Origin of the sequence: Mesorhizobium loti R88b, assembly GCF_013170845.1 — a bacterium.
GTDB lineage: Bacteria > Pseudomonadota > Alphaproteobacteria > Rhizobiales > Rhizobiaceae > Mesorhizobium > Mesorhizobium loti_B.
Window position 1 is genome coordinate 2,840,388 of record NZ_CP033367.1, and the last position, 24,442, is coordinate 2,864,829.

Consider the following 24,442-nt stretch of genomic DNA (forward strand, 5'->3'; position numbering starts at 1 on the left):
CGGGAAGACTAGTGAATGCCCACTCTTCACACAATGGCCTGGATCGAACGTCGCCGAAGGGCCTGCACGCCAGTACTTACTGCAAGCAGATCTCGCACGAAGCCCGGCTACTTTCCGCTCATCGACAAGCCCAAGCGCTGGAACAGCCGGGCCCAGGCGATCTGGCCGATTTTGAAATTCTCGAGCCGGAGGAATTCGTTCGGCGCATGGTAGTCCTCGTCGGAGGTCGAGAACGAGAAGAAGATGGTACCGACGCCAAGGTGCTCCTTGAAGACGCTGCCGATCGGGATCGTTGCGCCCATGGCAACCCGCAACGATTTGGCTCCCATCATCTCGCCGAGCAGCGTTTCGGCGATGGCAAGGGCAGGCAGGTCGGGATCGATCGAGAACGCCTTGGTGCCGGGGCCGTGGCGTTTGACGTCGAGCGAATAGCCAGTCGGCAATTGTGCCTCAAGGTGGCGCCGGATCGCCTCGGCGACCTTGTCGGGCTCCTGACCGGCGACGAGGCGGCAGGTGATCTTGGCGCCAGCCGACGAGGGGATGACCGTCTTGGTGCCGGGTCCCGAATAGCCGCCGAACATTCCGTTGAATTCGAGCGTTGGCACCAGCCACTGGCGGACCAGAAGCTCGTGGCCGCTGGGCAGTGGATCAGGTGCCGGAGCGCCGATCTCGGCGAAATAGGCGGCGGTGTCGAACGCGGCAGCATCGATCGCGTCGAGAATGGCGGGGTCGGGCGGTGTGATGCCCTCTGTGAAGCCCGGCACGGTGACGGCGCCGTCCCTGTCGTGCAGGCTGGCCAGCAGGGCGGCGAGCGCGCGAATGGGATTTGGCGCACTGCCGCCGTGGCGACCGGAATGAAGATCCTTCGCCGCGCCCGTCACCACCACGTCCAGCGCGACCATGCCGCGGCTGGCCACCGTCATCGATGGCCGGTCGGCACGCCACATGGCGCCATCGGCTGAGACAACGAGGTCGCAGGTCAGGCGCTGGCGCATTTTTTCGACCAGCGGCGAGAAATGCGGGCTGCCGGATTCTTCCTCGCCCTCGACCAGCATCTTGATGTTGAGCGGCAAGCGGCTGGTCGTCTTCAGGAATGCCTCGACAACCAGGATCGGGATCAGCACCGGGCCCTTGTCGTCCGAAACGCCGCGCCCATAGAGCCTGTCGTCGCGGACCGTCGGCTCGAAGGGCGGCGTGGTCCATTTCTCGACCGGATCCGGCGGCTGCACATCGTAGTGGCCGTAGACGAGGATGGTCGGCGCTGCGGCGTCGCCGATGATTTCACCGAACACGGCCGGATGGCCATCTGTCTCGATGATCTCGACGGTTGGGAATCCGGCCCGCGTCAGCCGCTGCGCGACAAAGTCTGCCGCCGAACGGATGCCGTCGCGATAGGCCGGATCGGTGCTGACGCTTGGAATGCGGCAGAACGCCTTCAAGTCTTCCAGGGCTTCGCTGGCGTGGGCGACTAGGTAGGCCTCGACAGCACTCACTTGCCGCCATCCACGCTGATCACCTGACCGCTGACCCAGCCGGCGAAATCGGAGGCGAAGAACATCACCATCGCGGCAATGTCGTCGGGTGAGCCGAGCCGCTTCATCGCGATATTCTGCAGCAGCTTTTGCTGGCCTTCCTCGCCCATCGCCTCCCATTGCCGCTCGGTGGTGGGATTGGAGCGCACGAAACCCGGCGCGACATTGTTGACGGTGATGTTCCAGGGGCCGAGTTCATGCGCGAGCTGCCGCGTCAGCCCGATCTGGCCAGCCTTGGCGCTGGCATAGGCCTGGATGCCGGTGAGGCTGATGCCGAGCCCGGCGCCGCTGGAGATGTTGATAATACGCCCATAGCGCTGCTTTTTCATGCCGGGCGCCACGGCCTGCGTCATAAAGAAGGCGCCCGAGAGATTGACGTCGAAAATCGTCTGCCAGTCGGCCTGGGAGATTTCTTCCAACGGTCGCCCGACCTGACCGCGCACGCCGCCGGCGTTGTTGACGAGAACATCCACCGCGCCCGCATCGGCCTCAATCGCGCCGACGACCGCCTGCACGGCATCGCGGTCGCCGACATCGACGACATGCGAGCGGCAGTGTTCGCTGCAGAGTTGGCGCGTTTCGGCAAGGCCGGCTTCGTTGACGTCCAGGATATGAACCGCCGCGCCGCGTTCGGCGAAAGCTTTGGCGATCACACGGCCAAAGCCGTGTGCGGCGCCGGTGACGATGACGGTGCGCCTGTCGAAACCGATGTTCATCTGGCGCCTGCCGGAGTGATCGGCATGGCTTCGGCCAGTTCATCGAGATTGCTCAGAACCAGGCGCCGTTTGCCGTCCTCGATTTCGTGGATCATCTCGACGGTACGCGCCGTCAGCGGCGTCGGCATGCCGAGCTTCTGTCCGATCTCGACGATCGGGAATATCTGCGCATCGACTTCCGTCTTGCGCTTGCGGATGGCAAGGTCGCGCCAGATGCCGGTGTGAGACTTCGCCGATCGGCGGTTGTGCACGACCATCTCGTCGAAGGAGCGGTCGGTGGCGGCGGTGGATGAGCCGGGCGCGAAAGCGCCGGGGTCGAAGCCGTCGAATGCCTCTGCCCTGACGCCATTCGCCTTGGCGACGGCGCCGACTTCCAGCCCCACCGCCGCGAGTACCGGGCGATAGCGGCGGTCGGCGAACACATCGGCGATGGAATCGTCGGTCAGCGCCGTGGCGAAGAGCAGCGCGCCGTAGATCATCTTGCCCCAGAGATAGCCCCAGATGTTGTCGGTGAGCACCGCTTTCGGCTCGAAATCCTGCATCAGCCGGTGAAGCTCTATGATGCGCGGGGTGCGCTTGCCGTCGAGTTCGCCGATGACCACGGCGCCATGGCCGCTGTAATGGACCACGCCCGGCTCCAGGTAATCCGCGCCGAAATTGACGAAACAGCCGATCGTGCGCTGCTCGCCCACGATTTCGGCGATGGTGAGTTCGTTCAACCCGTTCTGGGCCGAGACCACGCAGCCGCCATTGGCCAGATGAGGCAACAGCGCTGCGGCGGCAATGCGCGTATGATGTGCCTTGACGCACAGGAAAATCCGCTCGAAGCGGCCGGTGACGGTGGCCGGCAGGAAGGCCGGTGCCATGACGGTATCCTGGAAAATCGGCCCGTCTATACGCAGGCCATTCGCGTTGATCGCGTCGACATGGCCGGCATCGCTGTCGACGAAGGTGACGGCATGGCCGGCGCGGATGAAGGCGGCACCAAGCGTGCCGCCGATCGCTCCGGCGCCCCAGATCAGGATCGGTCCGGTCTCATTCATGACCATGGCCCTTCGAGCAGATCGCGCGTCTCCTTGACCGCGATGTCCCAGATCGCCTGCATGTCCTCATCCGGCCGCTCGTAGTAACCGCCGAAATTTCCGTCACCGAGATAGTCGCGAACCGCCTTGGGCGACATCAGACGCATGCGGGCAAGATCGATCATCGGTTTCTGCTGCGTCGGAGGTTTCACGCCGGCCAGCCGGGTCCAGGGGAAATTCTCCATCCAGGAGGCGTGCGAGGCGACCGGATCGATCTCCAGCACCTTGCCCATCGTTGCAGGGGCAGCCCACCAATTGTGGAATTTTATCGCGGTATCCGGATTGTCGGCCATCCATTCGATCGCCAGGGCGCCGGCCGGCTGGTTGCCGCCATGGCCGTTGACGATCAGGATGCGCCGGAACCCTTGCGCGCGCATGCCGTCGAGAATGTCCCTGACGAGACGTATATAGGTTTCGGTGCGCAGGCTGATCGAACCTGGATAGGCCATGAAATAGGGCGTCAGCCCATAGGCCACGACCGGAAATACCGGGATGCCGAGCGGCTCGGCCGCTTCCACCGCGACGCGCTCGGAGAGGATCGAATCGACCGACAATGACAGCTGCGCGTGTTGTTCGGTGCTACCGAGCGGAAGGATCGCACGGTCGTCCTTGCCGAGATACTGCTCGACCTGCCGCCAGTTGCATTCGGAAATTCTCACGATGCTTTCCTTTCCTCGTCCGTCGCATTGATAAGCGGCACCAGCACACGCTCGATCTCGGCGGTGTCGGGGGCGTGCCGGTATTCGAACGCAGTGACACCGGCCTGCAATTTCGCCAGGACATCCTCGGAGCCGCTGGCGAACACCACGACATCGGACCTGCTGAGCAGGTCCTCCAGATTCGGCGTTTCAAGCGTGGCGCCGGTCAGATGCTCGACATGGGGGGCGAAGCGCTGGACGCCGGCTTTCATGATCGGCAGGAAGTCCGGAAACCTGGAGATGACGGCGACGCGCGCCAGCGAATCCAGCGCGGCCAGCGCCTTTCGCGTTTCTTCCGAAGGGATGAAGCTGATCGACACCACCTTGGTGTTGGTGACCAGCGACATCACCTCGCGCTGACGATTGACGAAGGTGACGGCGAGATCGGCCGAATTGGCGCGCGCGCGGGCGGCAGGATCACGTTCGATGGCCGAGATTGTCAGCGGCTCGACGGTTACACTATTTCCGAGGCGCGCGGCGATGAAGCGCGCATAGCTGGCGGTGGCGTCGGTGAACAGTCCGATCATGACGATCCTGGTCCTGGCACCTACGCTGTCGCGATAGAAGGCGCGCGCGCTGACCAGCGAGACGAGTTCGGCCGGCCGGATCCCGGCGGCGGTTCCGGCATCAATCAGCGCGTCGATCCGCCTGTGCAGTTCCGTCGCCTCCGGGCGGGCGGCCAGCCTCGCACGCCCGCTGCTGGTGACGAACGTGCCGGAACCGGGACGCGTTTCGATCATGCCTGAAGCCTTGAGGTCGCCATAGACCTGGCTGACTGTCATTGGGGCCACGCCGATGCGCTCGGCCAGTTCCCTGACGGACGGAAGCAGCTCCCCCGGCACCAATTCGCCGCAGGCGATGCCGTACTCGATCAGTCCCTGCAACTGCGTGCGCAGGGGAACTGGCAGATCGCGATCGACCGAGAACTCCATTCAGGTCCCAATTCAAGTGTATTGCTTACCTATAACGCTTAGTCCGGTCGTTCTTGGGTGACAAGCGCGTTGTTACGCCAGAGTGCCGCTTTCCTTGGGACAATCCCGTTGACACGATAGGCCTTGCGTGAAAACGTTATAGCCAACAAGAACACTTGAAAATTCCTCTGGAGATACGGGAGCCGTCATGAACACGCTCGTCAAGGCCGCGCTGAGCGCGGCACTTCTCGTTGGAACCAGCTACAACGCGCTTGCGGTGGAACGCGGTGGCACCCTGAAATACGGCCGCTATGCAGACAGCCTCTTTCTCGATCCGGTGCTCAACGATGCAAACGTCGACATCTGGGTACTGTCCAATCTCTACGACACGCTGATCCTGCCCACCGACGACGGCAAGGGCCTGAAGCCGGGCCTGGCGACGGAGTGGAAGGTGTCCGGCGACGGGCTCACCGTCACGCTGACCTTGCGCGATGGCATCAAGTTTTCCGACGGATCGCCGATAACCCCGGCCGACGTGCAATGGTCGCTGAAGCGCGCCGCCGATCCGAAGAAAGGCATCTGGAATTTCTTGGTCGGTTCGATCCAGGACGTCACCACCGATGGCGATCACACCGTCATCATCAAGCTCAAGAACACCGATCCGGCGATCCTCGCCGCACTCACCGTGTTCAACACCGCGATCCTGCCGATGAAGGCGTTTGAGGCCTCGGAAGGGACAACCGACGAGGAAAAGGCGAAGAGCTTCTCGGCGCACCCGATCAGTTCCGGTCCGTTCGTCCTGCAATCCTGGGACCACGGCCAGTCGATGAAGCTGACCCGCAACGAGAACTACTGGGCGAAGGGCGAGGACGGCAAGCCGCTGCCTTATCTCGACGGCATCGATTTCGAGGTGATCCCCGATGATGCCACCCGCATCCTGAAATTGCAGTCGGGCGAGATCGACGGCGCGGAATTCATCCCCTATGCGCGCGTCGACGAGTTGAAGCAGGCCGACGGTATCGACATGAAACTCTACCCGTCGACCCGCGTCGAATACATCACCATGAACGTGCGCCCGAAGATCGGCGACAAGGACAATCCGCTGTCGAACGAAAAAGTCCGCCAGGCGATGAACTACGCGACCAACAAGGAGGCGATCATCCAGGTGGTGACGCATGGTGTGGGGTCACAGATGACTTCGTTCATGTCCTCGGCGACGCCGCTGCACAAGGGTGACAAGCCGCTCTATCCCTACGATCTCGACAAGGCCAAGCAGTTGATGAAGGATGCCGGCTTCGAGAACGGCTTCGAAACCAGCCTGCTCGTGCTTGCCGGCAACCAGGACGAGATCGGCATCGCCACGGCGGTGCAGCAGATGTGGGGGCAGATCGGCATCAAGCTCGACCTGCAGCAGGTCGACAATCCGAGCCGCACCCAGCAATACCGCGACGGCACGTTCACGATGCGCGAGGCGGCGTGGACCGACGACATCGCCGACCCGAACGAGATCGCATCGTATTTCGTCTATTCGCCGACCATCGGCGCGCTGCACAGTGGCTGGAAGAGCGACGAGGCCGACAAGCTTTTCGAAGCTTCACAAAAAGAGATCGACGCCGCCAAGCGTGCGGATCAGTATGCAAAGATGCAGGACATCTACAACGCCAGCGGACCGATCCTCCCGCTCTACGAAACGCCTTATCCGGTCGCGTTGAGCAAGAAGGTGCAAGGCTTCGTGCAGATCCCGCTCGGCAACAATATCTTTGGTGCCGCCTGGCTGCAGAAGTAGGCTGATCGCGTTAGGCGGCGCACGCCCGATCGTTCGCCGCCATCGTGCTGCTAGAGCCGGGATGATTTCAGGTCGAATCGTGCTGAAATCTGAATCCGCCTCTAAGTCAAAGAGATAGAGCATGACGTCGTCCGAAAACCGCTTCACACTTTTCGGCATCATGCTCTAGTCAACAAGGTCTGGATCGCCGCTTGCCACTGTTGGGCTTCATTTTCCGACGAGTTCTGCAGACCATTCCGACCATTGCCTTCATCCTGGTGGTCACTTTCATCCTCGTTCGGCTTTTGCCGGGCGATCCGGCCAGCGCCATGCTCGGCGACCGCGCCATCGACGCCGACGTCCAGCGCATCAATGCCAAGCTAGGGCTCGACCGGCCGATCCCGGTGCAGTTCCTCTACTTCACCAAAGCGGTCTTCACCGGCGATCTCGGCAACTCGATCGGGCTGAAGCTGCCGGTGATCGAGCTGATCTCACGCCGCCTTCCCGTCACATTGATGCTTACCGGAATGGCCGCCCTGATCGCGCTGCTGGTGGCGGTGCCGCTGTCCTTTGTTGCGGCGCTCAACCGTGGCGGCGCGCCGGACGCCATCATCCGCGGCACCTTCCAGATCGGCCTATCGATGCCCGTCTTCTATGTCGGGCTGGTGCTGCTGACCGTGTTTGCCGCAAAATTGCGCTGGTTTCCGGTCGGCGGCTATGGCCAGAACTTCTTCGACGATCTCTATCATCTCTTTCTTCCCGCCACGACGCTGGCGCTCAGCCTTTCGGCCGTGCTCATGCGCAATCTTCGGGCGGCGATCATCGGGGTGGTCGGCGCCGACTATGTCGACTTTGCCCGCGCCAAGGGGCTTCGCGCGCGGGTGATCATGGTGCGCCATGTCCTGCGAAATGCGCTGATTTCGACAGTTACGCTGTTCGGCCTCTCAATCGGCACTCTGCTCGGCGGCGCGGTCATCACCGAAACGGTATTCGCCATCCCCGGCGCCGGGCGGCTGATGATCGAGGCCATCTACGGCCGCGACTATCCCGTCATCCAGGGACTGACGATCGCGCTGGCGCTGCTCGTGTCATTCACCTTCCTACTGACCGACATCGTCCAGGCGTGGCTCGACCCACGGGTGGTCCGATGAGCGCGGGCGCCGGCCAGATCGCCTTGCCGGCGAAACGGCGCCGGGCATTGCCGGGCACGCTGGTCGGCGCGGTCATCGTGCTTGGCGCCAGCCTTGCCATGGCGTTCTTTCCTAGTCTCTTCGCGCCCTACGATCCGACCGCCTTCGACTACAACGCCATCATGCATGGGCCGAGCTGGGCGCACCCTTTCGGCACCGACAATTTCGGCCGCGACATGCTTTCGCGTGTCATCCACGCCTATCGCATCGACATGCAGATCGCGGTGTTCGCGACAATCGGACCGTTCCTCTTCGGCACCATCGTCGGCGCCATGGTCGGCTATGTGGGCGGCTGGGTGGAGGCGGTGTTCGGCCGCGTCGTCGATGCGGTCATCACCTTCCCGTTCCTCGTGCTGGTCATAGCCATCGTCTCGGTGCTCGGCCCCGGTCTGCGCAACATGTACATCGCCGTCGGCGTGGTCGACTGGGTGTTCTATGCAAGGCTGGTCTCCGCCGAGGTCAAGATCCAGCGCCGGCTCGACTACGCCGACGCGGCACGTGGCATGGGTTACGGCCATACGCGCATTATCTTCCGGCATCTGCTGCCCAACGCGATAACGCCGGCGGTGGTCTATTTGATGACCGACATGGCGCTCGCCATCCTGCTCGGCTCCAGCCTCGGCTATCTCGGCCTCGGCGCGCAGCCGCCGGCCGCTGAGTGGGGTGTGCTGATCGCCGACGGCAAGAATTTCATGACCACCGCGTGGTGGGTGTCCGTATTCCCCGGCATTGCCATCGTCATCACCGGCCTCGGCTTCAGCCTTGCAGGCGACGCGCTGGCCGATCTTCTAAGGGTCAACCGATGACGGCGCCGTCGCCAGATCCAAAGACAGCCGGCGCCGGTCTCAAGGTGCGCGGCCTGACCACCACCTTCGCCACACCGGGAGGCCTGGCCACCGTCGTCGACGGCATCAATCTCGATGTCGCGCCGGGCGAGATCGTCGGCCTGGTCGGCGAGTCCGGATCGGGCAAAAGCATGACACTGCGCTCGATCGTGCGGCTGGTGCGCGAACCGGGCAAGGTGAGTGGTCAGGTCGAATGGCAGGGCCGCGACCTGATGGCGATGAGCGAGGCGGACCTTCGCAAGGTGCGCGGCGCCGAGATCGCGATGATTTTTCAAGAGCCGATGACGGCGCTCAACCCCGTGCTGCCGGTCCGCCTGCAGATCGAGGAAAATCTCAGCGCCCACACCACCCTGGACCGCCGTGCCCGCCGTCAACGCGCGCTGGAACTGATGAACATCGTCGGCATTCCAGCCGCCGAGCGGCGACTCGACGAATACCCGCACCAGTTCTCCGGCGGCATGCGCCAGCGGGTGATGATCGCGATTGCGCTGGCCAATTCGCCGAAACTGCTGCTCGCCGACGAGCCGACGACGGCGCTCGACGTGACCATCCAGGACCAGATCCTGAAGCTTATCCTCGACCTGCGCGACCGTTTCGGCATGAGCGTGGTGTTCGTCACCCACGATCTCGGCGTCGTCGCGGCGACCTGCGACCGCATGGCGGTGATGTATGCCGGGCGCATCGTCGAGACCGGCACGGTGGCGCAGGTGTTCGCCGAGCCACACCATCCCTATACGCGCGGGCTGCTTGGTTCCGTGCCGCGCATCGGCGCCGAGCGCAGCATGCTTTTATCGATCGAGGGTACGCCACCGGGCCTGATCGATTTGCCGGACGGCTGCGCCTTTCATCCGCGCTGTTCCTTCGCCACGGACCGCTGCCGCGCCGAACGGCCGCCGCTCGAAAGCTTCGCCACCGGCAGAGAGGTCGCCTGCTTCCACCATCGGACAGTGGCCGGGATGGCGGAGGCGGCCTGATGCGGGACATGCCGCTGATCTCCGTCGAAGGCGTCTCCAAGCGGTTCCGCTTTGCCCGGACCGCGTCCGACATACTCACCGGCAGACCGCCTGCCGCTGTCCATGCGTTGAACAATGTCGACCTGGAAGTGCATCGCGGCGAGACGCTCGGCATCGTTGGCGAATCCGGCTGCGGAAAATCCACGCTGGCGCGTTGTCTCGTGCGGCTCCTGGAGCCTGACGAAGGACTGGTGCGTTTCGACGGCAAGGATATCGGTCTGCTGCCTCAGGCGGAACGGCGCGCCTTCAACCGCCGCGTCCAGATGATCTTTCAGGATCCCTACTCCTCGCTCAATCCGCGCATGTCGGTGCGACAGGTTCTGTCCGAAGCACTGAGCGTGCATGCGATGCGGCCGAAGGCCGATATCCCGGCGCGCATTACCGAGCTGCTGGGCCTTGTTCGCCTCCCGGCGGACGCCGCCGACCGCTATCCGCATGAGTTCTCCGGCGGCCAGCGCCAGCGCATCGGTATCGCACGCGCTCTTGCCGTCGAGCCGGAGGTGCTGGTCGCCGACGAACTGGTCTCCGCGCTCGACGTCTCGGTGCAGGCGCAGGTCATCAACCTTTTGCTGGACCTCCAGGAACGGCTGAAGCTTACCGTCGTCTTCGTCGCCCATGACCTCAGACTGGTGCGCCACATCTCACACCGCGTCGCGGTGATGTACCTGGGCAAAGTGGTCGAGATCAGCCCAACGGAAGCGCTGTTTGCAACACCCCGCCACCCCTATTCGAAGGCGCTGCTCGATGCCGCGCCCGAACTCGATCCGGCGCGGCGAACGCGGGTGGCGGCGGCACGCGGTGAACTCCCCAATCCGCTTGACCTGCCCACCGGCTGCCTGTTCAACACGCGATGCCCGTTCGCGTTCGAGCGTTGCTTTGCCGAGCGGCCGAACCTGTCCAACCGGGGGCCGGCCCACTTTGCCGCCTGTCACCTGACTGACTTCGGCAAACCGACGCCCGCGACAATCGCTGCACAATGAGCTGCTGAAGAACCGAATTTCCCAAATGGCCAAGAGACGCCGATGAGCTATGCCGCATTCGAAGCCGAGATCGCGAAGGTCAACGACATCTTGTGCGCGGTGAACGTGCTTGTCTGGGATTCGCGTACCATGATGCCCTCGCTTGCTGCCGAGGCGCGCGGCAGGCAATTAGGCACGCTGGCGACGGTCGCACGCGAAATCGCTACTGGCGATACTATGCAAAAGGCGCTCGATGCCGCGCGCCTGGAACTCACGGGAATGCCCGACGAGCAGCTTCGAAGGCGTGCGCTCGATGACGCGACGGGCGCGATCGCCACACTCGGCCGCATCCCGGCACGGCTGGTCCAGGAAGCAGCAGAGCGGCGGACCGAGGGCCAGGCGGTCTGGATCAAGGCGCGTGCCGAGAACGATTTCGCCGCCTTCGCGCCGGTGCTTGAGCGAACCGTCGCGCTGCAGCGCGAGATCTGCGAGCATATCGGCTATGTCGACCATCCCTACGATGCGGCGTGCAGCACCTTCGAGCCCGACATAGACTGGGCGCGGCTCAAGGGTTTGTATGCTGAACTGAAATTGGCGATCGGACCGCTGCTTCAGGCTGCGCTGCAAGCGCCGCCTGCGCGCATCGATGTTCTGGAGCGCACCTATCCAATCGAAAGGCAGAAGGCCTTCTCCAAGGCAGTGGCCGCCCGCATGGGGTACGACTTCGAGCGCGGCCGGCTTGACGACACGGTTCATCCTTTCGAGATTTCCTTCACGCGTAGCGACGTACGCATCACTGGCCGCTTCCGTGAGAACTGGCTGCCAGGCGGCCTCTTCGCTGTCTGGCACGAAGCTGGCCACGGCATCTACGAGCAGGGCGTTTCGCCCGCATTCACCCGCTCGATCTTCACGACCGACCTCGTCAATCTCTACGCGGTCGGCGGCACCAGCTTCGGCATGCATGAATCGCAGTCCCGCCTGTGGGAGAACCGCGTCGGCCGCTCCCGCCGCTTCTGGGAGCAGAATTTCGGGGCATTGCAAGCCGAGTTTCCCGACCAACTCGCCGACGTCTCGGTCACCGACTTCTGGCGGGCGGTGAATGCGCCACGTCCTAGCCTGATCCGGGTGGAGGCCGACGAACTCACCTATGACCTGCACATCATTCTGCGTTCGGAGATCGAGGCCGGATTGATGGACGGCAGCCTGCGCATCGCTGACCTTCCAGCGATCTGGGCGGACAAGATCCGCGGCTATCTTGGCCTTGACGTGCCGACCGACACGCTGGGCGTCTTGCAGGATGTGCATTGGTCGGCGGGCATGATCGGATCCTTCCCGACCTACACAATGGGCAACGTCATGTCCTCCCAGCTCTTCAAGGCGGCGACCAAGGTGCCTGGGATTGAGCGCGGGCTCGAGACCGGCGACTATGCGCCGCTGAGGACGTGGCTGGCGGACAATGTGCATCGTCACGGCCGCTCGCTGACGCCAGCCGAAATCCTGAAGGCCGCAACCGGCAAGGTGCTAGGGACCGACGACTACATTGACGATCTCCGTCGCAAGGTGGCCGAGCTTGACGCATAGCGCCTGTCTGGAGCTTGTGTCGTCAATGATAGGCAGTCTGTGCGGAACGATGCGGAAAGATCCTCCGGGCCTACCATTATTTACCCCCACCGTTATTTGCAGGCGTGGTCGAGCCGATGCTGACCTGCCTTCGGCGCAAGCCCAGGCGCCATCTCTGCGGCCGCTGCGACTGGAATGGTCTGCCTGTCTTGCCGCAATGGGTACTTTTCGCGGCCTTTGCCTGATGTAGACCGAGGTTGCAAGGGAGCAACCGGACGTTGGCGGAATTCGACTTCATCATTGTTGGTGCCGGCACCGCCGGTTGCCTGCTCGCCGAGCGTTTGACGAAATCCGGAAAGCATCGCGTGCTTTTGCTGGAAGCTGGCGGCAGTGACCGTCGCTTCATGGTCCGCATGCCGATCGGCTACGGCCACAGCTTCTACAATCCGCGCGTCAACTGGATGTTCTGGTCAGGCGCGCAGGAGGCGCTGGCCGGCCGCAGGATCTACTTTCCGCGCGGCAAGCTGCTGGGTGGTTCGAGTTCGATCAACGCCATGGTTTTCGTGCGCGGACAGCACCGCGATTTCGACGATTGGCGCGATGCCGGCAACCCCGGCTGGGGCTGGGATGATGTTCTGCCCCACTTCAAATCGTTCGAAAGATTTCATGGCAAGGCGAGCGTCGAGCGCGGGACCGACGGGGCGCTTGATGTCATCGACATGGCCGGCGGCGTGCATCCCATGAGCCACGGCTTTCTTGCCGCAGCCGGGCAGGCTGGCTTTGCAGCGACACCGGATTACAACGGGTCTCAGCAGGAAGGTGTCGGCATCTACCAGATCACCACACGCAATGGCATGCGGGCGTCCTCGGCAACCGCATTCCTTCACCCGGCATTGAAACGCGACAATCTCCAGCTTGTGACCGGCGCAGTGGCTGCCAGGCTTGTTTTCGACGGTCGCAAGGTCATCGGCGTCGACTATTCCACGGGCGCTACAAAACACACGGCCAGGGCACGTCGCGAGGTGATCCTCTCGGCAGGGGCGGTCGGTTCGCCAACCCTGATGCAGCGCTCGGGCGTTGGCGCGGGCGATAGGCTTCGAACGCTGGGCATCCCTGTCGTCCACGACCTGCCGGCGGTCGGCGAGCATCTGCAGGACCACCTCGGTATCGATTATCTCTATCGCTCCCGCAAACCGACATTGAACGGTCAATTGCGGTCGTGGACCGGTCGCCTGATGCTGGGCATGCGTTATCTTGCGTTCCGCGACGGGCCGCTGTCACTCAGCGTCAACCAGGCCGGCGGCTTCGTGCGTTCCGATCCCGCGCGCGATTATGTCGACACCCAGCTCTACTTCTCGCCGGTCAGCTACAGCAAACCGATATCGGGCGTCCGGCGTCTGACCCTGCCCGACCCGTTCCCGGGGTTTTTCATCGGCATCTCGCACTGCCGGCCAAGGAGCTGGGGCAGCATTCGCATCGCCTCGGCCGATCCAGATACGGCCCCGGTCATAGACCCCAACTATCTCTCCCACCCAGCGGATTTGGCGGAAATGCTGGCGGGTGTGCGGCTGATACGCAAAATCGCGGCGCAGCCGGCGATGGCGGAGCTGATCGAAGAAGAGTTCGAGCCCGGCGTTGCAGTGACGACCGACGAGGAACTGTGTGACGACATTCGCCGCCGCTCGGGCAGCATTTTCCACGCCTCCTGCACCTGCCGCATGGGCCCGGATCCGCAGTCTTCGGTCGTCGACCATCGCCTCAAGGTCCACGGTCTGTCGGGACTGCGGGTGATCGACGCTTCGATATTCCCCCAGGTCACATCGGGCAACACCAACGCGCCGACGTTCATGGTGGCGGAGAAGGGTGCTGCGATGGTGCTTGAGAACCACGCCTGATCGATGACTGCTCCAACACGTTCGCCAGCAACTCGACCCCCTTGCGGATGCTGCGCGGGTCGATGGCGCTGACGCCGAGCACGAGACCCTGATCGGCGACGGGGTCGATGCAAAATCGCCCGATCGTGGAGACGAGGACGCCGGCGGCTTCCGCTGCGGTCTGCACCGCATCTTCCCTGTGCCCCGGCTGGGCGAACCGCGCGACGACGTGAAACCCGGCGTTGGAGCGCGCCGTGTCGAGCAGGCCGCCGAGCAGCCGGTCGGCCGCGTCGTGGAAAACCTCATGCCTTTCCCGATAGATATCGCGCATGCGGCGAAGGTGGGTCGAGAAATGCCCCTCGTTGATGAAGGCCGCCATCACCGCCTGGACGCTCGACGGGACCCCTTGGAGGAAGGCGCCGGAAACTCTCTGAAAGACCGCGACCAGCGGCCGTGGGGCGACATAGAAGCCGAGCCGCAGCGACGGGAACATCGACTTGGAGAACGTGCCGACATAGATCACGCGCTCGGCATTGTCGGCGCTCTTCAGCGTCGGCAGCGGCCGGCCGTCGTAACGGAATTCGCCATCATAGTCGTCCTCGATGATCCAGGCATCGCGGTCGTTGACGACGCGCAACAGGTGCGCTCTGCGCCGCAGGCTCATCTCCACGCCCAAAGGGTGCTGGTGTGACGGCGTCACGAACGCCAGGCGGAAGTCTGGCGCCTTGCTCAGTCCCGCCTCCACGGACAGGCCTTCGGCATCGACCGGAACCGGAACCATCGTGGCGCCGCAGGCGATCAGCGAGTTGCGCGCGCCGATCGCGCCGGGGTTCTCGAACCACACCGCATCGCCGCGATTGAGCAGCACGCGGCCGATCAGGTCGAATGCCTGCTGTGCGCCGTTGACGATGAAGATTTGCTCGGCCTCGCAGACCACACCGCGGCTGGCGCGCAGATGCTCGGCGATCGCCTGCCGAAGCTGCGGCAAGCCATTCGGGTCGGAGTAGCCCATGATCGCGTCGCGCGGCTGGCGCCAGTGCTTGGCCGACAGCCGCGACCAGATGGCCAGAGGAAACGCGTCGAACGCCGGCATTCCGGTGACGAAGGCGCGTGGCTTTTGCGGGTGCGACAGACGCTGCAGGAAGCGCGGCGAAGCTTCGGCGATAAGGTCCGCCAGCTTTGTCGTGGCCGGGCGTTCGTTGCCCACCGTCACCGTGGCGCGTGGGCGCTGGGCTTCCGCGACATCAGACACGAACGAGCCTGAGCCGGTGTGCGACACGATCAGGCCTTCAGCCGCCAGCCGTTCGAACACGGCGATCGCCGTTGTGCGCGACACGGCGAGTTCCCTGGCAAAGGTGCGGCTGGATGGCAGACGCTTGCCGACCGCCAGATCGCCAGAGACGATCATCTGCTTCACGGCGCTGTAAACCTGCGCGGTGATTGACCGTGTGGAGCTGCGATCGATGGCGATCGCAAACAGCAACTCGCCCCCTGACCGCTTGACCATTTCGCTCGCTCCATCGATGACGAGCTATATCGGCTCGCGCATTTTTCGATAATGGACCTTATACGCGCGGTCCGTCAGGTTGATAGACCTAAGCAGGTTCCGCAAAAGTGTCCTGCGGTTTTGCGACAAGAACCTGCGACAAACAAAGAAACCTAGGCAGACGACGCGTTGGCGAAGCCAGCGGAGTCTGCCTAGGTATCGAGATCGACCGGGCTGGCCACATGCGTATCGACTGTATCGAGACTTTCACGACCCGCGACATCGGTTTCGTTCGCATCACCACCGCCGACGGCGGTCACGGCATCGGCCAGGTATCGACCTACCACTCCGACGTAACCTCGACGGTGCTGCACCGCCAGGTCGCGCCGTGGGTGCTCGGCGTCGAGTTTGACGATGTCGATGCGCTCACCGACAAGGTGATCGAGCGCGAGCACAAATTCCCCGGCTCGTACATGAAGCGCGCCCTGGGCGGGCTCGACACGGCGATCTGGGATTGCCGTGGCAAACAGGCCGGCAAGCCCGTGGTCGAGCTTCTCGGCGGCACGCCGGGCAAGCTGCGGGCCTATGCCTCCTCGATGAAGCGCGATATCACGCCGGAAGCCGAAGCCCGGCGTTTCAAGCGGCTGCAAGGCGAGTTCGGTTTCGATGCATTCAAGTTTCGCGTCGCGGCAGAGTATGGCCACGATGTCGACGAATGGCCCGGCCGCACGGAGCAGATCGTGCCGACGATCCGCAAGGCGCTTGGCACGTCGGCGTCCCTTCTCGTCGACGCCAACAGCGGCTTCTCGCCGGCGCGGGCGATCGAGGTCGGCTCCATCCTTGCCGATAACGGCATCGAGCATTTCGAGGAGCCGTGCCTCTACTGGGAGCTCGAGCAGACCAAGGAGGTGGCGGACGCATTAGACGTTGCCGTCACCGGCGGCGAGCAAGATTGCGAGATCGCTACCTGGCGGCGGATGATCGAGATGCGCGCCGTCGACATCGTCCAGCCGGATATCCTCTATCTTGGGGGTATGAGCCGTACCATGCGGGTGTGCAAGATGGCGAAGGCCGCCGGCCTGCCGGTCACGCCGCACTCGGCCAATCTCGGACTGGTGACGTTGTTCACGATGCACTTGCTGCGTGCCATCGATGGCGCCGGCAAATATCTCGAATTCTCTATCGAGGGTCCGGACTACTATCCCTGGCAGGAAGGCCTGTTCGTGAAATCGCCCTACGGCGTCGAGGATGGGCAGGTCTGCGTCTCCGACGAACCCGGATGGGGTGTCGAGATCTGCCCGGAGTGGCTGGCCAAGTCCGCCTACCAGAAGAGCGAACTGAGCTGACGGATATGCTTGGTGCGGCGCGATCTTTGGATCGGCTCGCCGGCTTGCCCGACAGCCATTTCATCGACGAAGGCTGTGGCTGCCGCAATCGGCGCTCCGGCATCGGCCGGAAAAAGGGGCTGATCGCCTTGGCCAGCCAATGCAAGACCAAATCGGTCACGATCCGCATAGGACGGCCTTGGCCACATCCGCCGCGCGGGTATCTCGGTCGCCGACACTTCAGCGACTCGACGGATGGCGAATGGTCTGCCATTTTGTTGAGAATGGCAGTGTCCTGGGACAATTCAGGCCCTAACACTGTCGGATGGCAAGCTGCGCCGGCTTGCAAGGAAGCCTCCCGGCATCGTTTCGGTGTGCCGGTAAGAAAACAAAATTCAGGGGAATCCCGCTTCCGAGAACGCCGGCCGGCCGAAACGTGAACGATCAACGTTGGGAAAATGGGAGAATTGACTTGAACAGGTTCACCACATCAGTGAGCCGCCGCACCTTGTTGAAGGTGACGGCGGTAGGCGCAGGCGCTCTCGCGGCTCCTGCTTTCATCTCGCGAGCAGCACTCGCCTCGTCGGGCGAGTTGAACTTCATGGGCTGGGCGGGCTATCCCGACCTCGCCGCAAAGGTCTTCCCGGCCTTCGAAAAGGCGACCGGCATCAAGGTTAACTTCAACGAGCAGCCTGACCAGGATGCAATGTTTGCCCAGGCCAAGCTGTCGCTGCAGACCGGTGCCATCGACGTCGCCGAGCCGACCGTCGACCGCATCGGCGGCTGGGCTTCGAACGGGCTCACCCAGGGCTGGGACGTCAGCAAGCTGAACATCGACAACTATCTGCCCGGCCTGGCCGACGGCAAAATGGGTGAGATGGCGACAGTCGGCGGCAAGCGCATGATCGTGCTGAGCGTCTGGGGCACCGAGGCGATCGTCTATTCCAAGGCCGATGCGCCGACCGAATACGGCAAGGCGAGCCTCGGCGATCTGTTCGATCCGAAGTTCGTGGGCAAGGTCTGCCTGCGCCCGCATTCGGCGCTGGCCGCCATGGGGCGCTACCTCGAAAGCGAAGGCAAGCTGCCCAAGCCATGGCTCGACGGCTACAAGGACGAAGCCACCATGAAGCAGCTTTGGGACATCGCGCTCGCCGAGGCGGTCAAGACCAAGTCGAATGTCGTCCAGTTCTGGTCGGGCGAAAATGAAGCCCAGGCAGCCTACCGCACCAACGGCGCGGTGATCGGCCTCAACTGGGACTCCACCGGCTATAATCTGCGTGCCGACGGGTTTGGCTACATCGCGCCGAAGGAAGGCGCGTTCGCCTGGAATCAGGGTTTTGCCCTGCTGTCCAACGCCAAGAACGTCGAACAGGCGCATGAATTCGCCAAATGGGTCGCCACGCCCGAAGGGTCGGCAGGATGGGCTGCCGCTTTCTCGGCCAACCCGGTCGCCAAGGGTGCGATCGACCTGGCCAGCGCCGAGGTGAAGGCGTTCTACACTTCAGCGCTTCCGAGCGACGCGACGCAGAAGCTGTGGTGGTGGCCGGAACAGCAGGCCTGGTTCATCAAGCTGCGCGGCGAGTATGCCGACAAGTACAAGGCGGCCTAGTCAGTTCGCGACAAACCGCCGGATTCTGACGGAATCCGGCGGTTTTTTGCTGCACTGCGGCAATCTGGACTAGCATATTTCTCTTGAATTGGGGCAGACTACGCACAGCATGAGCGCGGGCGTCGATCTCGACAACGTATGTGCGGACTTCGGTTCCTTCCGGGCCGTCGACCGCGTAACCGTTCACATAAAGCCGGGTGAGTTCTTCTCGTTCCTGGGTCCGTCGGGCTGCGGCAAGACGACGATCCTTCGCATGGTCTCCGGATTCATCAGGCCGAGCGAGGGGAAAATCACGATCGGTGGCCAGGACATGCGCGACATCCGCCCGAATCAGCGGCCGACTGCGCTGATCTTCCAGAACCTGGCGCTGTTTCCGTTGATGCCGGTCTGGGAGAACATCGCCTTCGGGCTGGAAGTACGCGGTGTCGACAGGAAGGCGCGGCGCGACAGGGCCGAAGAGCTGCTGCGTCTGGTCGACCTGCCGGGAGCCGCGGACAAGACGATCAGCCAGCTTTCGGGCGGGCAGAAGCAGCGCGTCGCCATCGCGCGTGCGCTTGCCGTCGAGCCGAAGGTGATGCTGCTCGACGAGCCATTGTCAGCGCTCGACCTCAAACTCAGGCAGCACATGCGCGCCGAGCTGCGCGCCATCCAGAAGCGCACCAACGTGACCTTCATCTACATCACCCACGACCAGGGCGAGGCGCTGGCCATGTCCGACCGCGTCGGCGTGATGTCGCAAGGCCGGCTACAGCAAGTGTCCGTGCCTCAGGACATCTACAACCAGCCGGTCAACGGCTTTGTTGCGTCGTTCGTCGGCGAAAACAACATCTTTGCCGGCAAGATCGGCAATATCTCCAGCAACATGGCGCAGTTCGAGACCAGCGTCGGCACGTTCAGGGCGACCGTCGGCCCGGATGCGGGAACTGCCCACAATCCAAAGCTCTATGTCAGGCCCGAGCACGCCAGGCTCGTAGCCAAGCCGGTCAATGGCGAGAACGCGATCGCCGTCGAGATCGCCGATGTCGCCTTCGAGGGCAATTTCATCAGCATCCAGGCCCGTGATGCGCATGGCGGCATTCTCGTGGCCGAGGCCCGCAACGACGGCCAGGGCTCGGTGCCGTCGCCGGGCGAGAAGCTGCACATGGTCTTCGACGCCGAGCGAGCCGTTATTCTGGCCGACGAGACGCCGGCCGCGAACGCCGCGCCATGAACGATCTCCTGCGCCGCTACGGACCCGTGCTTTCTATTCTGTTCGCGGCGCTGACGGCGTTCTGGCTGCTGGCGCTGGTGGTGCTGCCAGACCTGTATCTGTTCGAGAATTCGTTCCGGCCCTATTTGCCGATTTCCGAAGTTGGCGGGCCGAAGGATTTCTACAGCTTCGACAACTACCTGACCTTCTTTCACAGCCCGATCCACATCCAGGTGTTCGTCTGGACGATCGTCTACAGCACGGTCGTCACGGTCCTCTGCTTCGTGATCGCCTATCCGCTCGCCTACTATCTGTCCAAGGTGGCGCGCAGCAATCTGCTGCCGACGCTGTTCCTGCTCATCCTTGTTCCGTTGTGGGTGAGCGAGGTGCTGCGGTCGTTTGCCTGGTTCATCATCCTGGCGCTCAAGGGGCCGCTCAATATCCTGTTGCTCGGCATCGGTGTCATCGACCAGCCTATCCGCTGGCTTACAGGCTTTCGCGGCGTCATCATCGGCCTGGTGTATACCTACGTGCTGTTCATGCTGTTTCCGCTTTACAACGCCATCCAGTCGCTCGACACCAACCAGATCGAGGCCGCCGAAGATCTGGGGTCACCGTGGTGGCGAACGCATTGGCGGGTGATCCTGCCGCACGCCAAGCCGGGTATCGCATCGGGGTCGGTGATGGTGTTCATGCTGTCGGCCGGCTCGATCCTGGTGCCGACGCTGCTGGCATCCACGTCGTCGCGGTGGTTCACGGAGATCATCCAGCAATGGATGTTCGAATCGCAGGACTGGAACACCGGCTCGGCCTATGCCTTCATGCTGCTGCTGCTGTGCACGATCTTTGTCTCGGTGGTGATGCGGCTGTTCCGCGTCAAACTGTCGGACATCGCGAAATGAGTCCGTCATGAGCCAGGCGCGCCGATCCGATTGGCTGTTCCACGCCTACATGGTGGTGTTCCTGCTCTATATGCTGCTGCCGCTGGTGGTGATGGGCGGTGCCGCCTTCAACGATTCCCGCTTCCCGTCCGTCTATCCGTGGGTCGGCTTCACCGATCGCTGGTTCGTCGAGTTGTGGAATGACGGGCGGCTGTGGGGTGCGTTCCGCAACACGCTGTTCGTGGCGCTCGCGGTCGTTGGATTGTCCATTCCCATCGGAACCGCTGCCGCCATCCTGATCAACAGCCTGTCCGGCGCCGCACGCTCGGTCCTCTATGGCCTGATGGTCGCGCCGGTGCTGACGCCCGGCGCCGTGATCGGTATCTCGACCCTGCTGTTCTGGAACAAGTTCTCGGTTCCGGCCGGGCTGCATTTGTCGGTGCTCGGCCAGGTCTCCTATATCGCCGCCTTTGTCATGCTTCTCGTGCTGGCCCGGCTGCAGAGTTTCGACCGGCAGTTGGAGGAGGCAGCGCTCGACCTCGGCGCAAGCCACGCGCAGGTGCTGCGGCGCATCTTGCTGCCGCATCTCTACCCGGCGATCGGCGCGGGTGCGGCGATCGCTTTCTTTCAGTCGATCGAGAATTTCAACACGACGCTGTTCACGCGCGGAACTTACGACACGCTGACCGTCTATGTGTTCTCCAAGGTGCGCAGCGGCATCACGCCGACCATCAATGCACTGGCGCTGATCCTGATCAGCGTGACGCTCGCCTGCGCGATCTGCTATGAAATTTCTCGCCGGCGTTCCGAGAAACGCGCGGCCAGGACAGCTGAGTAGCGCAGAGTGGGGGGCGAGGTTTGTTGGCGACCTTCAGCGAAAACTTGACTGCTCCCCATGCCAGACGTGAGCTGCTTCGCCTTTCCCTGACCGATTCACGATGAGGATTCTGACGTGACCGATGGGCTCCGCATCGCTGTCGAGGAAGACCTGCCTTTTGTCGAGGCGATCGTCGAGGCCGCCTACTCTCACTATATCCCCATCATTGGCCAAAAGCCGGGGCCGATGGTCGACGACTATGCCGCGCTGATCGGCGATCGGCGGGTCCATGTGCTGCAAAGCGACGGGGTCATCAAAGGCGTCCTCGTGTTGATTCCCGAAGAGAACGCCATGCTCCTGGACAACATTGCCGTCATTCCCGCCGCCAAGGGGGCGGGCCTTGGCCGAGAGATGTTGATGTTCGCCGAGCAGTCGGCCCGAGACGCCGGCTACAAATCGATCCGGCTCTACACGCACGAGAAGATGACGCAAAATATCGCACTTTATTCTCGCATTGGTTATGTCGAGACGCACCGAGGCGAGGAGAAGGGGCTGCGCCGGGTCTACATGACCAAAGCGCTCGATTGAAATCGGCATCGGGAATGGCATCGGGCGGGGCAGGGATGGCCAGATGCCGCTGGGAAACACCGTCCCGCGATAGATAATCAGCACAACGGCATTTTGAAGGTTTGCTGGCTTCTTGCCGTACCTCTGCCGCTTGCGGTCCTTTTGGCCGGAGTCCTCTGCTGGAGGTGTCGGCTTTTTTGTCTCGCCCTGGAACAGGCCTGATCTTTTCGTCCAGTTGAAGGAGATATCTTTTCGACCTGTGTACCAGGTGCCTGAGGCACCTGGGGTGCCTCAGGTAGCGCCCGAAATCATATTCAGCGTCAAAAAAGCGAAGCGGGATTGCGCCGCAAATGCTCTTGTTGTACGAACGTTCAACAAGAGCATTTGCGGGTACCTGCCGTGGTACGAACCGAGTTTCCCGTTGCCGTCGAAACCGTCGATCCGCTGTGGATCACGCTGGCCGACGGCACCCGTATTGCCGCGACGCTGTGGCGTCCGCGCACCGAGGGCAAGGTGCCTGTCGTCGTCGAGATGGTGCCCTATCGCCGCCGTGACGGCACCGTTGCCCGCGACATCGACATCCATCCCTGGCTCGCCGGCCACGGCATTGCCTGCGCCCGCATAGACATTCGCGGCAGCGGCGATTCCGACGGTGACCTGGCCGACGAATATCTGCCGCGCGAACAGGAAGATGCCTGCGAGATCATCGCGCATCTCGCCGCACTTCCCTGGTGCAACGGCAATGTCGGCATGACCGGCATTTCCTGGGGCGGCTTCAACGCGCTGCAGGTCGCGGCGCGCCGGCCGCCGGCCCTGAAGGCGATCATCGCCAACTGCGCCACCGACGACCGCTACGCCGACGACATCCACTATATGGGCGGCGCGCTGCTGACCGAGCAGGAGATGTGGTCGAACTTCATGCTGGTGAAGAAGGCGATGGCGCCCGACCCGCAGATCGTCGGCGACGCCTGGCGCGCCATGTGGGAAAGCCGGCTTGCGGCGACGAGCTCGCTGTCGGAGGTCTGGCTCGCGCATCAGCGCCGCGACGATTACTGGCGGCAGGGCTCGGTCTGCGAGGATCATTCCGCGATCGAATGCGCCGTCATGGCCGTCTGCGGCTGGGAGGACAGCTATTCCAACTTCGTGCCGCGCCTGCTCGAGCATCTGCCGGGGCCTAAGCTCGGCATCGTCGGGCCTTGGTCACATGCCTATCCCTGCCGCGGCGCGCCGGGGCCGCTGATCGGCTATCTGCAGGAGGTGCTGCGCTGGTGGCGTCACTGGCTCGTCGGCGAAGACACCGGCATCATGAATGAGCCGCTCTACCGGGTCTGGGTGACGGGCGAGGAGCGGCCGCAGCCCTTCTATCTCCCCGACCATGCCGGAAGCTGGGCCGCCGAGGACCAATGGCCGTCGCCGCGCATCGAGCGCCGCGCGCTGCATCTGAACGCTGGCGGGTTGAGCAGTGAACCTGCACCGGGCGCGGTGCTTTCGGTACAATCGCCCGCCACCGCCGGGCGCGATTGCGGCCGCTGGGGCGGCTATGGCGGCTCCTGTCCTGATATGCCCATCGACCAGCGCCGCGAAGACGGCATGGCGCTGTGCTTCGACACGCCAGCGCTCGACGACGACCTGATCTTGCTCGGCGCGGTTGAACTTGACCTACTCGTCAGCGTCGACCAGCCGCATGTCAATCTCGCCGCCCGGCTCTGCGATGTCTATCCCGACGGCACCTCGGCGCTGATGACCTATGGCGTGCTCAATCTCAGCCACCGCGACAGCCACGAGCACCCGACGCCGTGTCCCGTGGGAACGCCATTTCGCGTCAAGCTCAAGCTCAACGATTTCGCCCGCACGGTGCCCAAGGGCCATCGCATCCGGCTGGCGCTGGCCAACCAGCATTGGCCGATCCTGTGGCCGCAGCCGCATTTGTCGACGCTGTCGGTCGTAACCGGCGACAGCGCGGTGATGCTGCCGATGCGCCCGCCGTCACCTCGCGATCGCGACGTCCGCTTCGAGCCGGCCGAAACCGCGCCGCCGGTTCCGACCACGACATTGGACGAGGGATTTGATCGCCGCATCGTCACCGACGATGTCGGCTCGGGCGTGCAGACCATCGCGTTGAATTCAGACCATGGACGCCGGCGCTATGACGATCGCGCCATCACTGTCTCCTCGGCCAACAGCGACACGATGAGCATCAGCAGTGACGACCCGCTATCGGCAAAACTCGTCACCGAATATCGCTGGGCGATTGCCAGCGGCGAGGCCGACACCGAAGTGATCGCCGTGACCGAACTGACGTCAGATGAAACGCATTTCAACCTGAGTTGGCGGCTCGAGGCGCGAGAACGGGGCACGCTCGTCCACAGCGCCTCGGCGACACGGCGCATCAGGCGCGATTTTGCCTGAGGGGAGGAGGAGAC

20 protein-coding genes are annotated in these 24,442 nt (G+C 63.3%); 14 read left to right on the forward strand and 6 right to left on the reverse strand.

The features are described from left to right. Window positions 1-107: 107 nt before the first annotated feature. The 5 genes from EB235_RS13790 to EB235_RS13810 are packed head-to-tail and all read right to left on the reverse strand — an operon-like array spanning window position 108 to window position 4,960. A complete protein-coding gene (locus EB235_RS13790; RefSeq protein WP_027030435.1) occupies window positions 108-1,493 on the reverse strand; it encodes a dipeptidase in 1,386 nt (461 codons plus the stop codon). Then, window positions 1,490-2,248: an SDR family NAD(P)-dependent oxidoreductase gene (locus tag EB235_RS13795; RefSeq protein WP_027030434.1), complete on the reverse strand. Its 759-nt coding sequence runs from the start codon at window positions 2,246-2,248 to the stop codon at window positions 1,490-1,492. The genes EB235_RS13790 and EB235_RS13795 overlap by 4 nt, the downstream gene beginning before the upstream one ends. Next, on the reverse strand, window positions 2,245-3,291 hold the full coding sequence (locus EB235_RS13800; RefSeq protein ID WP_032926425.1) for a ketopantoate reductase family protein: 1,047 nt from the start codon (window positions 3,289-3,291) through the stop codon (window positions 2,245-2,247). Before EB235_RS13800 ends, EB235_RS13795 begins: the two co-directional genes overlap by 4 nt. Beyond that, window positions 3,288-3,989: a creatininase family protein gene (locus EB235_RS13805; RefSeq protein ID WP_027030433.1), complete on the reverse strand. Its 702-nt coding sequence runs from the start codon at window positions 3,987-3,989 to the stop codon at window positions 3,288-3,290. Before EB235_RS13805 ends, EB235_RS13800 begins: the two co-directional genes overlap by 4 nt. Next, window positions 3,986-4,960 (reverse strand): GntR family transcriptional regulator, encoded by a 975-nt coding sequence (locus EB235_RS13810; RefSeq protein WP_027030432.1) that lies wholly within the window; start codon window positions 4,958-4,960, stop codon window positions 3,986-3,988. The genes EB235_RS13805 and EB235_RS13810 overlap by 4 nt, the downstream gene beginning before the upstream one ends. A 187-nt stretch (window positions 4,961-5,147) precedes the next feature. Between EB235_RS13810 and EB235_RS13815 the strand changes: the two genes are divergently transcribed. From EB235_RS13815 to EB235_RS13845, 7 genes are all read left to right on the forward strand, one after another. Next, the gene (locus EB235_RS13815; protein ID WP_027030431.1) at window positions 5,148-6,725 is read left to right on the forward strand and encodes an ABC transporter substrate-binding protein; all 1,578 of its coding nucleotides are present in this window, start codon (window positions 5,148-5,150) and stop codon (window positions 6,723-6,725) included. Between the two features lie 191 nt (window positions 6,726-6,916). Continuing rightward, window positions 6,917-7,855 carry an ABC transporter permease gene (locus tag EB235_RS13820; RefSeq protein ID WP_027030430.1) on the forward strand — a complete coding sequence of 313 codons (939 nt, stop codon included), beginning with the start codon at window positions 6,917-6,919 and terminating at the stop codon, window positions 7,853-7,855. Continuing rightward, entirely contained in the window at window positions 7,852-8,700 is an 849-nt protein-coding gene (locus EB235_RS13825; protein ID WP_027030429.1) for an ABC transporter permease, read from the forward strand. Before EB235_RS13820 ends, EB235_RS13825 begins: the two co-directional genes overlap by 4 nt. Then, window positions 8,697-9,713, forward strand: a complete 1,017-nt coding sequence (locus EB235_RS13830; RefSeq protein WP_032925500.1) for an ABC transporter ATP-binding protein — start codon at window positions 8,697-8,699, stop codon at window positions 9,711-9,713. The genes EB235_RS13825 and EB235_RS13830 overlap by 4 nt, the downstream gene beginning before the upstream one ends. Further along, window positions 9,713-10,732 carry an ABC transporter ATP-binding protein gene (locus EB235_RS13835; RefSeq protein WP_027030427.1) on the forward strand — a complete coding sequence of 340 codons (1,020 nt, stop codon included), beginning with the start codon at window positions 9,713-9,715 and terminating at the stop codon, window positions 10,730-10,732. Before EB235_RS13830 ends, EB235_RS13835 begins: the two co-directional genes overlap by 1 nt. A 42-nt stretch (window positions 10,733-10,774) precedes the next feature. Then, window positions 10,775-12,292, forward strand: coding sequence for a carboxypeptidase M32 (locus tag EB235_RS13840; protein ID WP_027030426.1), 1,518 nt, complete (start codon window positions 10,775-10,777; stop codon window positions 12,290-12,292). 257 nt (window positions 12,293-12,549) lie between these two features. Then, entirely contained in the window at window positions 12,550-14,166 is a 1,617-nt protein-coding gene (locus EB235_RS13845; protein WP_027030425.1) for a GMC family oxidoreductase, read from the forward strand. Here the strand turns inward: EB235_RS13845 and EB235_RS13850 are convergent. Beyond that, window positions 14,117-15,652: a PLP-dependent aminotransferase family protein gene (locus EB235_RS13850; protein WP_051429650.1), complete on the reverse strand. Its 1,536-nt coding sequence runs from the start codon at window positions 15,650-15,652 to the stop codon at window positions 14,117-14,119. The two genes, EB235_RS13845 and EB235_RS13850, sit on opposite strands and share 50 nt — an antisense overlap. A gap of 221 nt (window positions 15,653-15,873) precedes the next feature. Between EB235_RS13850 and EB235_RS13855 the strand changes: the two genes are divergently transcribed. The 7 genes from EB235_RS13855 (at window position 15,874) to EB235_RS13885 (ending at window position 24,428) form a co-directional block, all read left to right on the forward strand. Next, window positions 15,874-16,977 carry a mandelate racemase/muconate lactonizing enzyme family protein gene (locus EB235_RS13855; RefSeq protein ID WP_027030424.1) on the forward strand — a complete coding sequence of 368 codons (1,104 nt, stop codon included), beginning with the start codon at window positions 15,874-15,876 and terminating at the stop codon, window positions 16,975-16,977. Window positions 16,978-17,428: 451 nt separating this feature from the next. Beyond that, window positions 17,429-18,565 carry an extracellular solute-binding protein gene (locus EB235_RS13860; RefSeq protein WP_032925498.1) on the forward strand — a complete coding sequence of 379 codons (1,137 nt, stop codon included), beginning with the start codon at window positions 17,429-17,431 and terminating at the stop codon, window positions 18,563-18,565. Window positions 18,566-18,674: 109 nt separating this feature from the next. Beyond that, the gene (locus EB235_RS13865) at window positions 18,675-19,775 is read left to right on the forward strand and encodes an ABC transporter ATP-binding protein (protein ID WP_027030422.1); all 1,101 of its coding nucleotides are present in this window, start codon (window positions 18,675-18,677) and stop codon (window positions 19,773-19,775) included. Continuing rightward, the gene (locus EB235_RS13870; protein WP_027030421.1) at window positions 19,772-20,656 is read left to right on the forward strand and encodes an ABC transporter permease; all 885 of its coding nucleotides are present in this window, start codon (window positions 19,772-19,774) and stop codon (window positions 20,654-20,656) included. Before EB235_RS13865 ends, EB235_RS13870 begins: the two co-directional genes overlap by 4 nt. A gap of 7 nt (window positions 20,657-20,663) precedes the next feature. After that, window positions 20,664-21,473 carry an ABC transporter permease gene (locus tag EB235_RS13875; protein ID WP_027030420.1) on the forward strand — a complete coding sequence of 270 codons (810 nt, stop codon included), beginning with the start codon at window positions 20,664-20,666 and terminating at the stop codon, window positions 21,471-21,473. A 114-nt stretch (window positions 21,474-21,587) separates the two neighbouring features. Beyond that, window positions 21,588-22,040, forward strand: coding sequence for a GNAT family N-acetyltransferase (locus EB235_RS13880; protein ID WP_032925496.1), 453 nt, complete (start codon window positions 21,588-21,590; stop codon window positions 22,038-22,040). Window positions 22,041-22,418: 378 nt separating this feature from the next. Further along, the gene (locus tag EB235_RS13885; RefSeq protein ID WP_027030418.1) at window positions 22,419-24,428 is read left to right on the forward strand and encodes a CocE/NonD family hydrolase; all 2,010 of its coding nucleotides are present in this window, start codon (window positions 22,419-22,421) and stop codon (window positions 24,426-24,428) included. The last annotated feature ends 14 nt before the right edge of the window (window positions 24,429-24,442 follow it).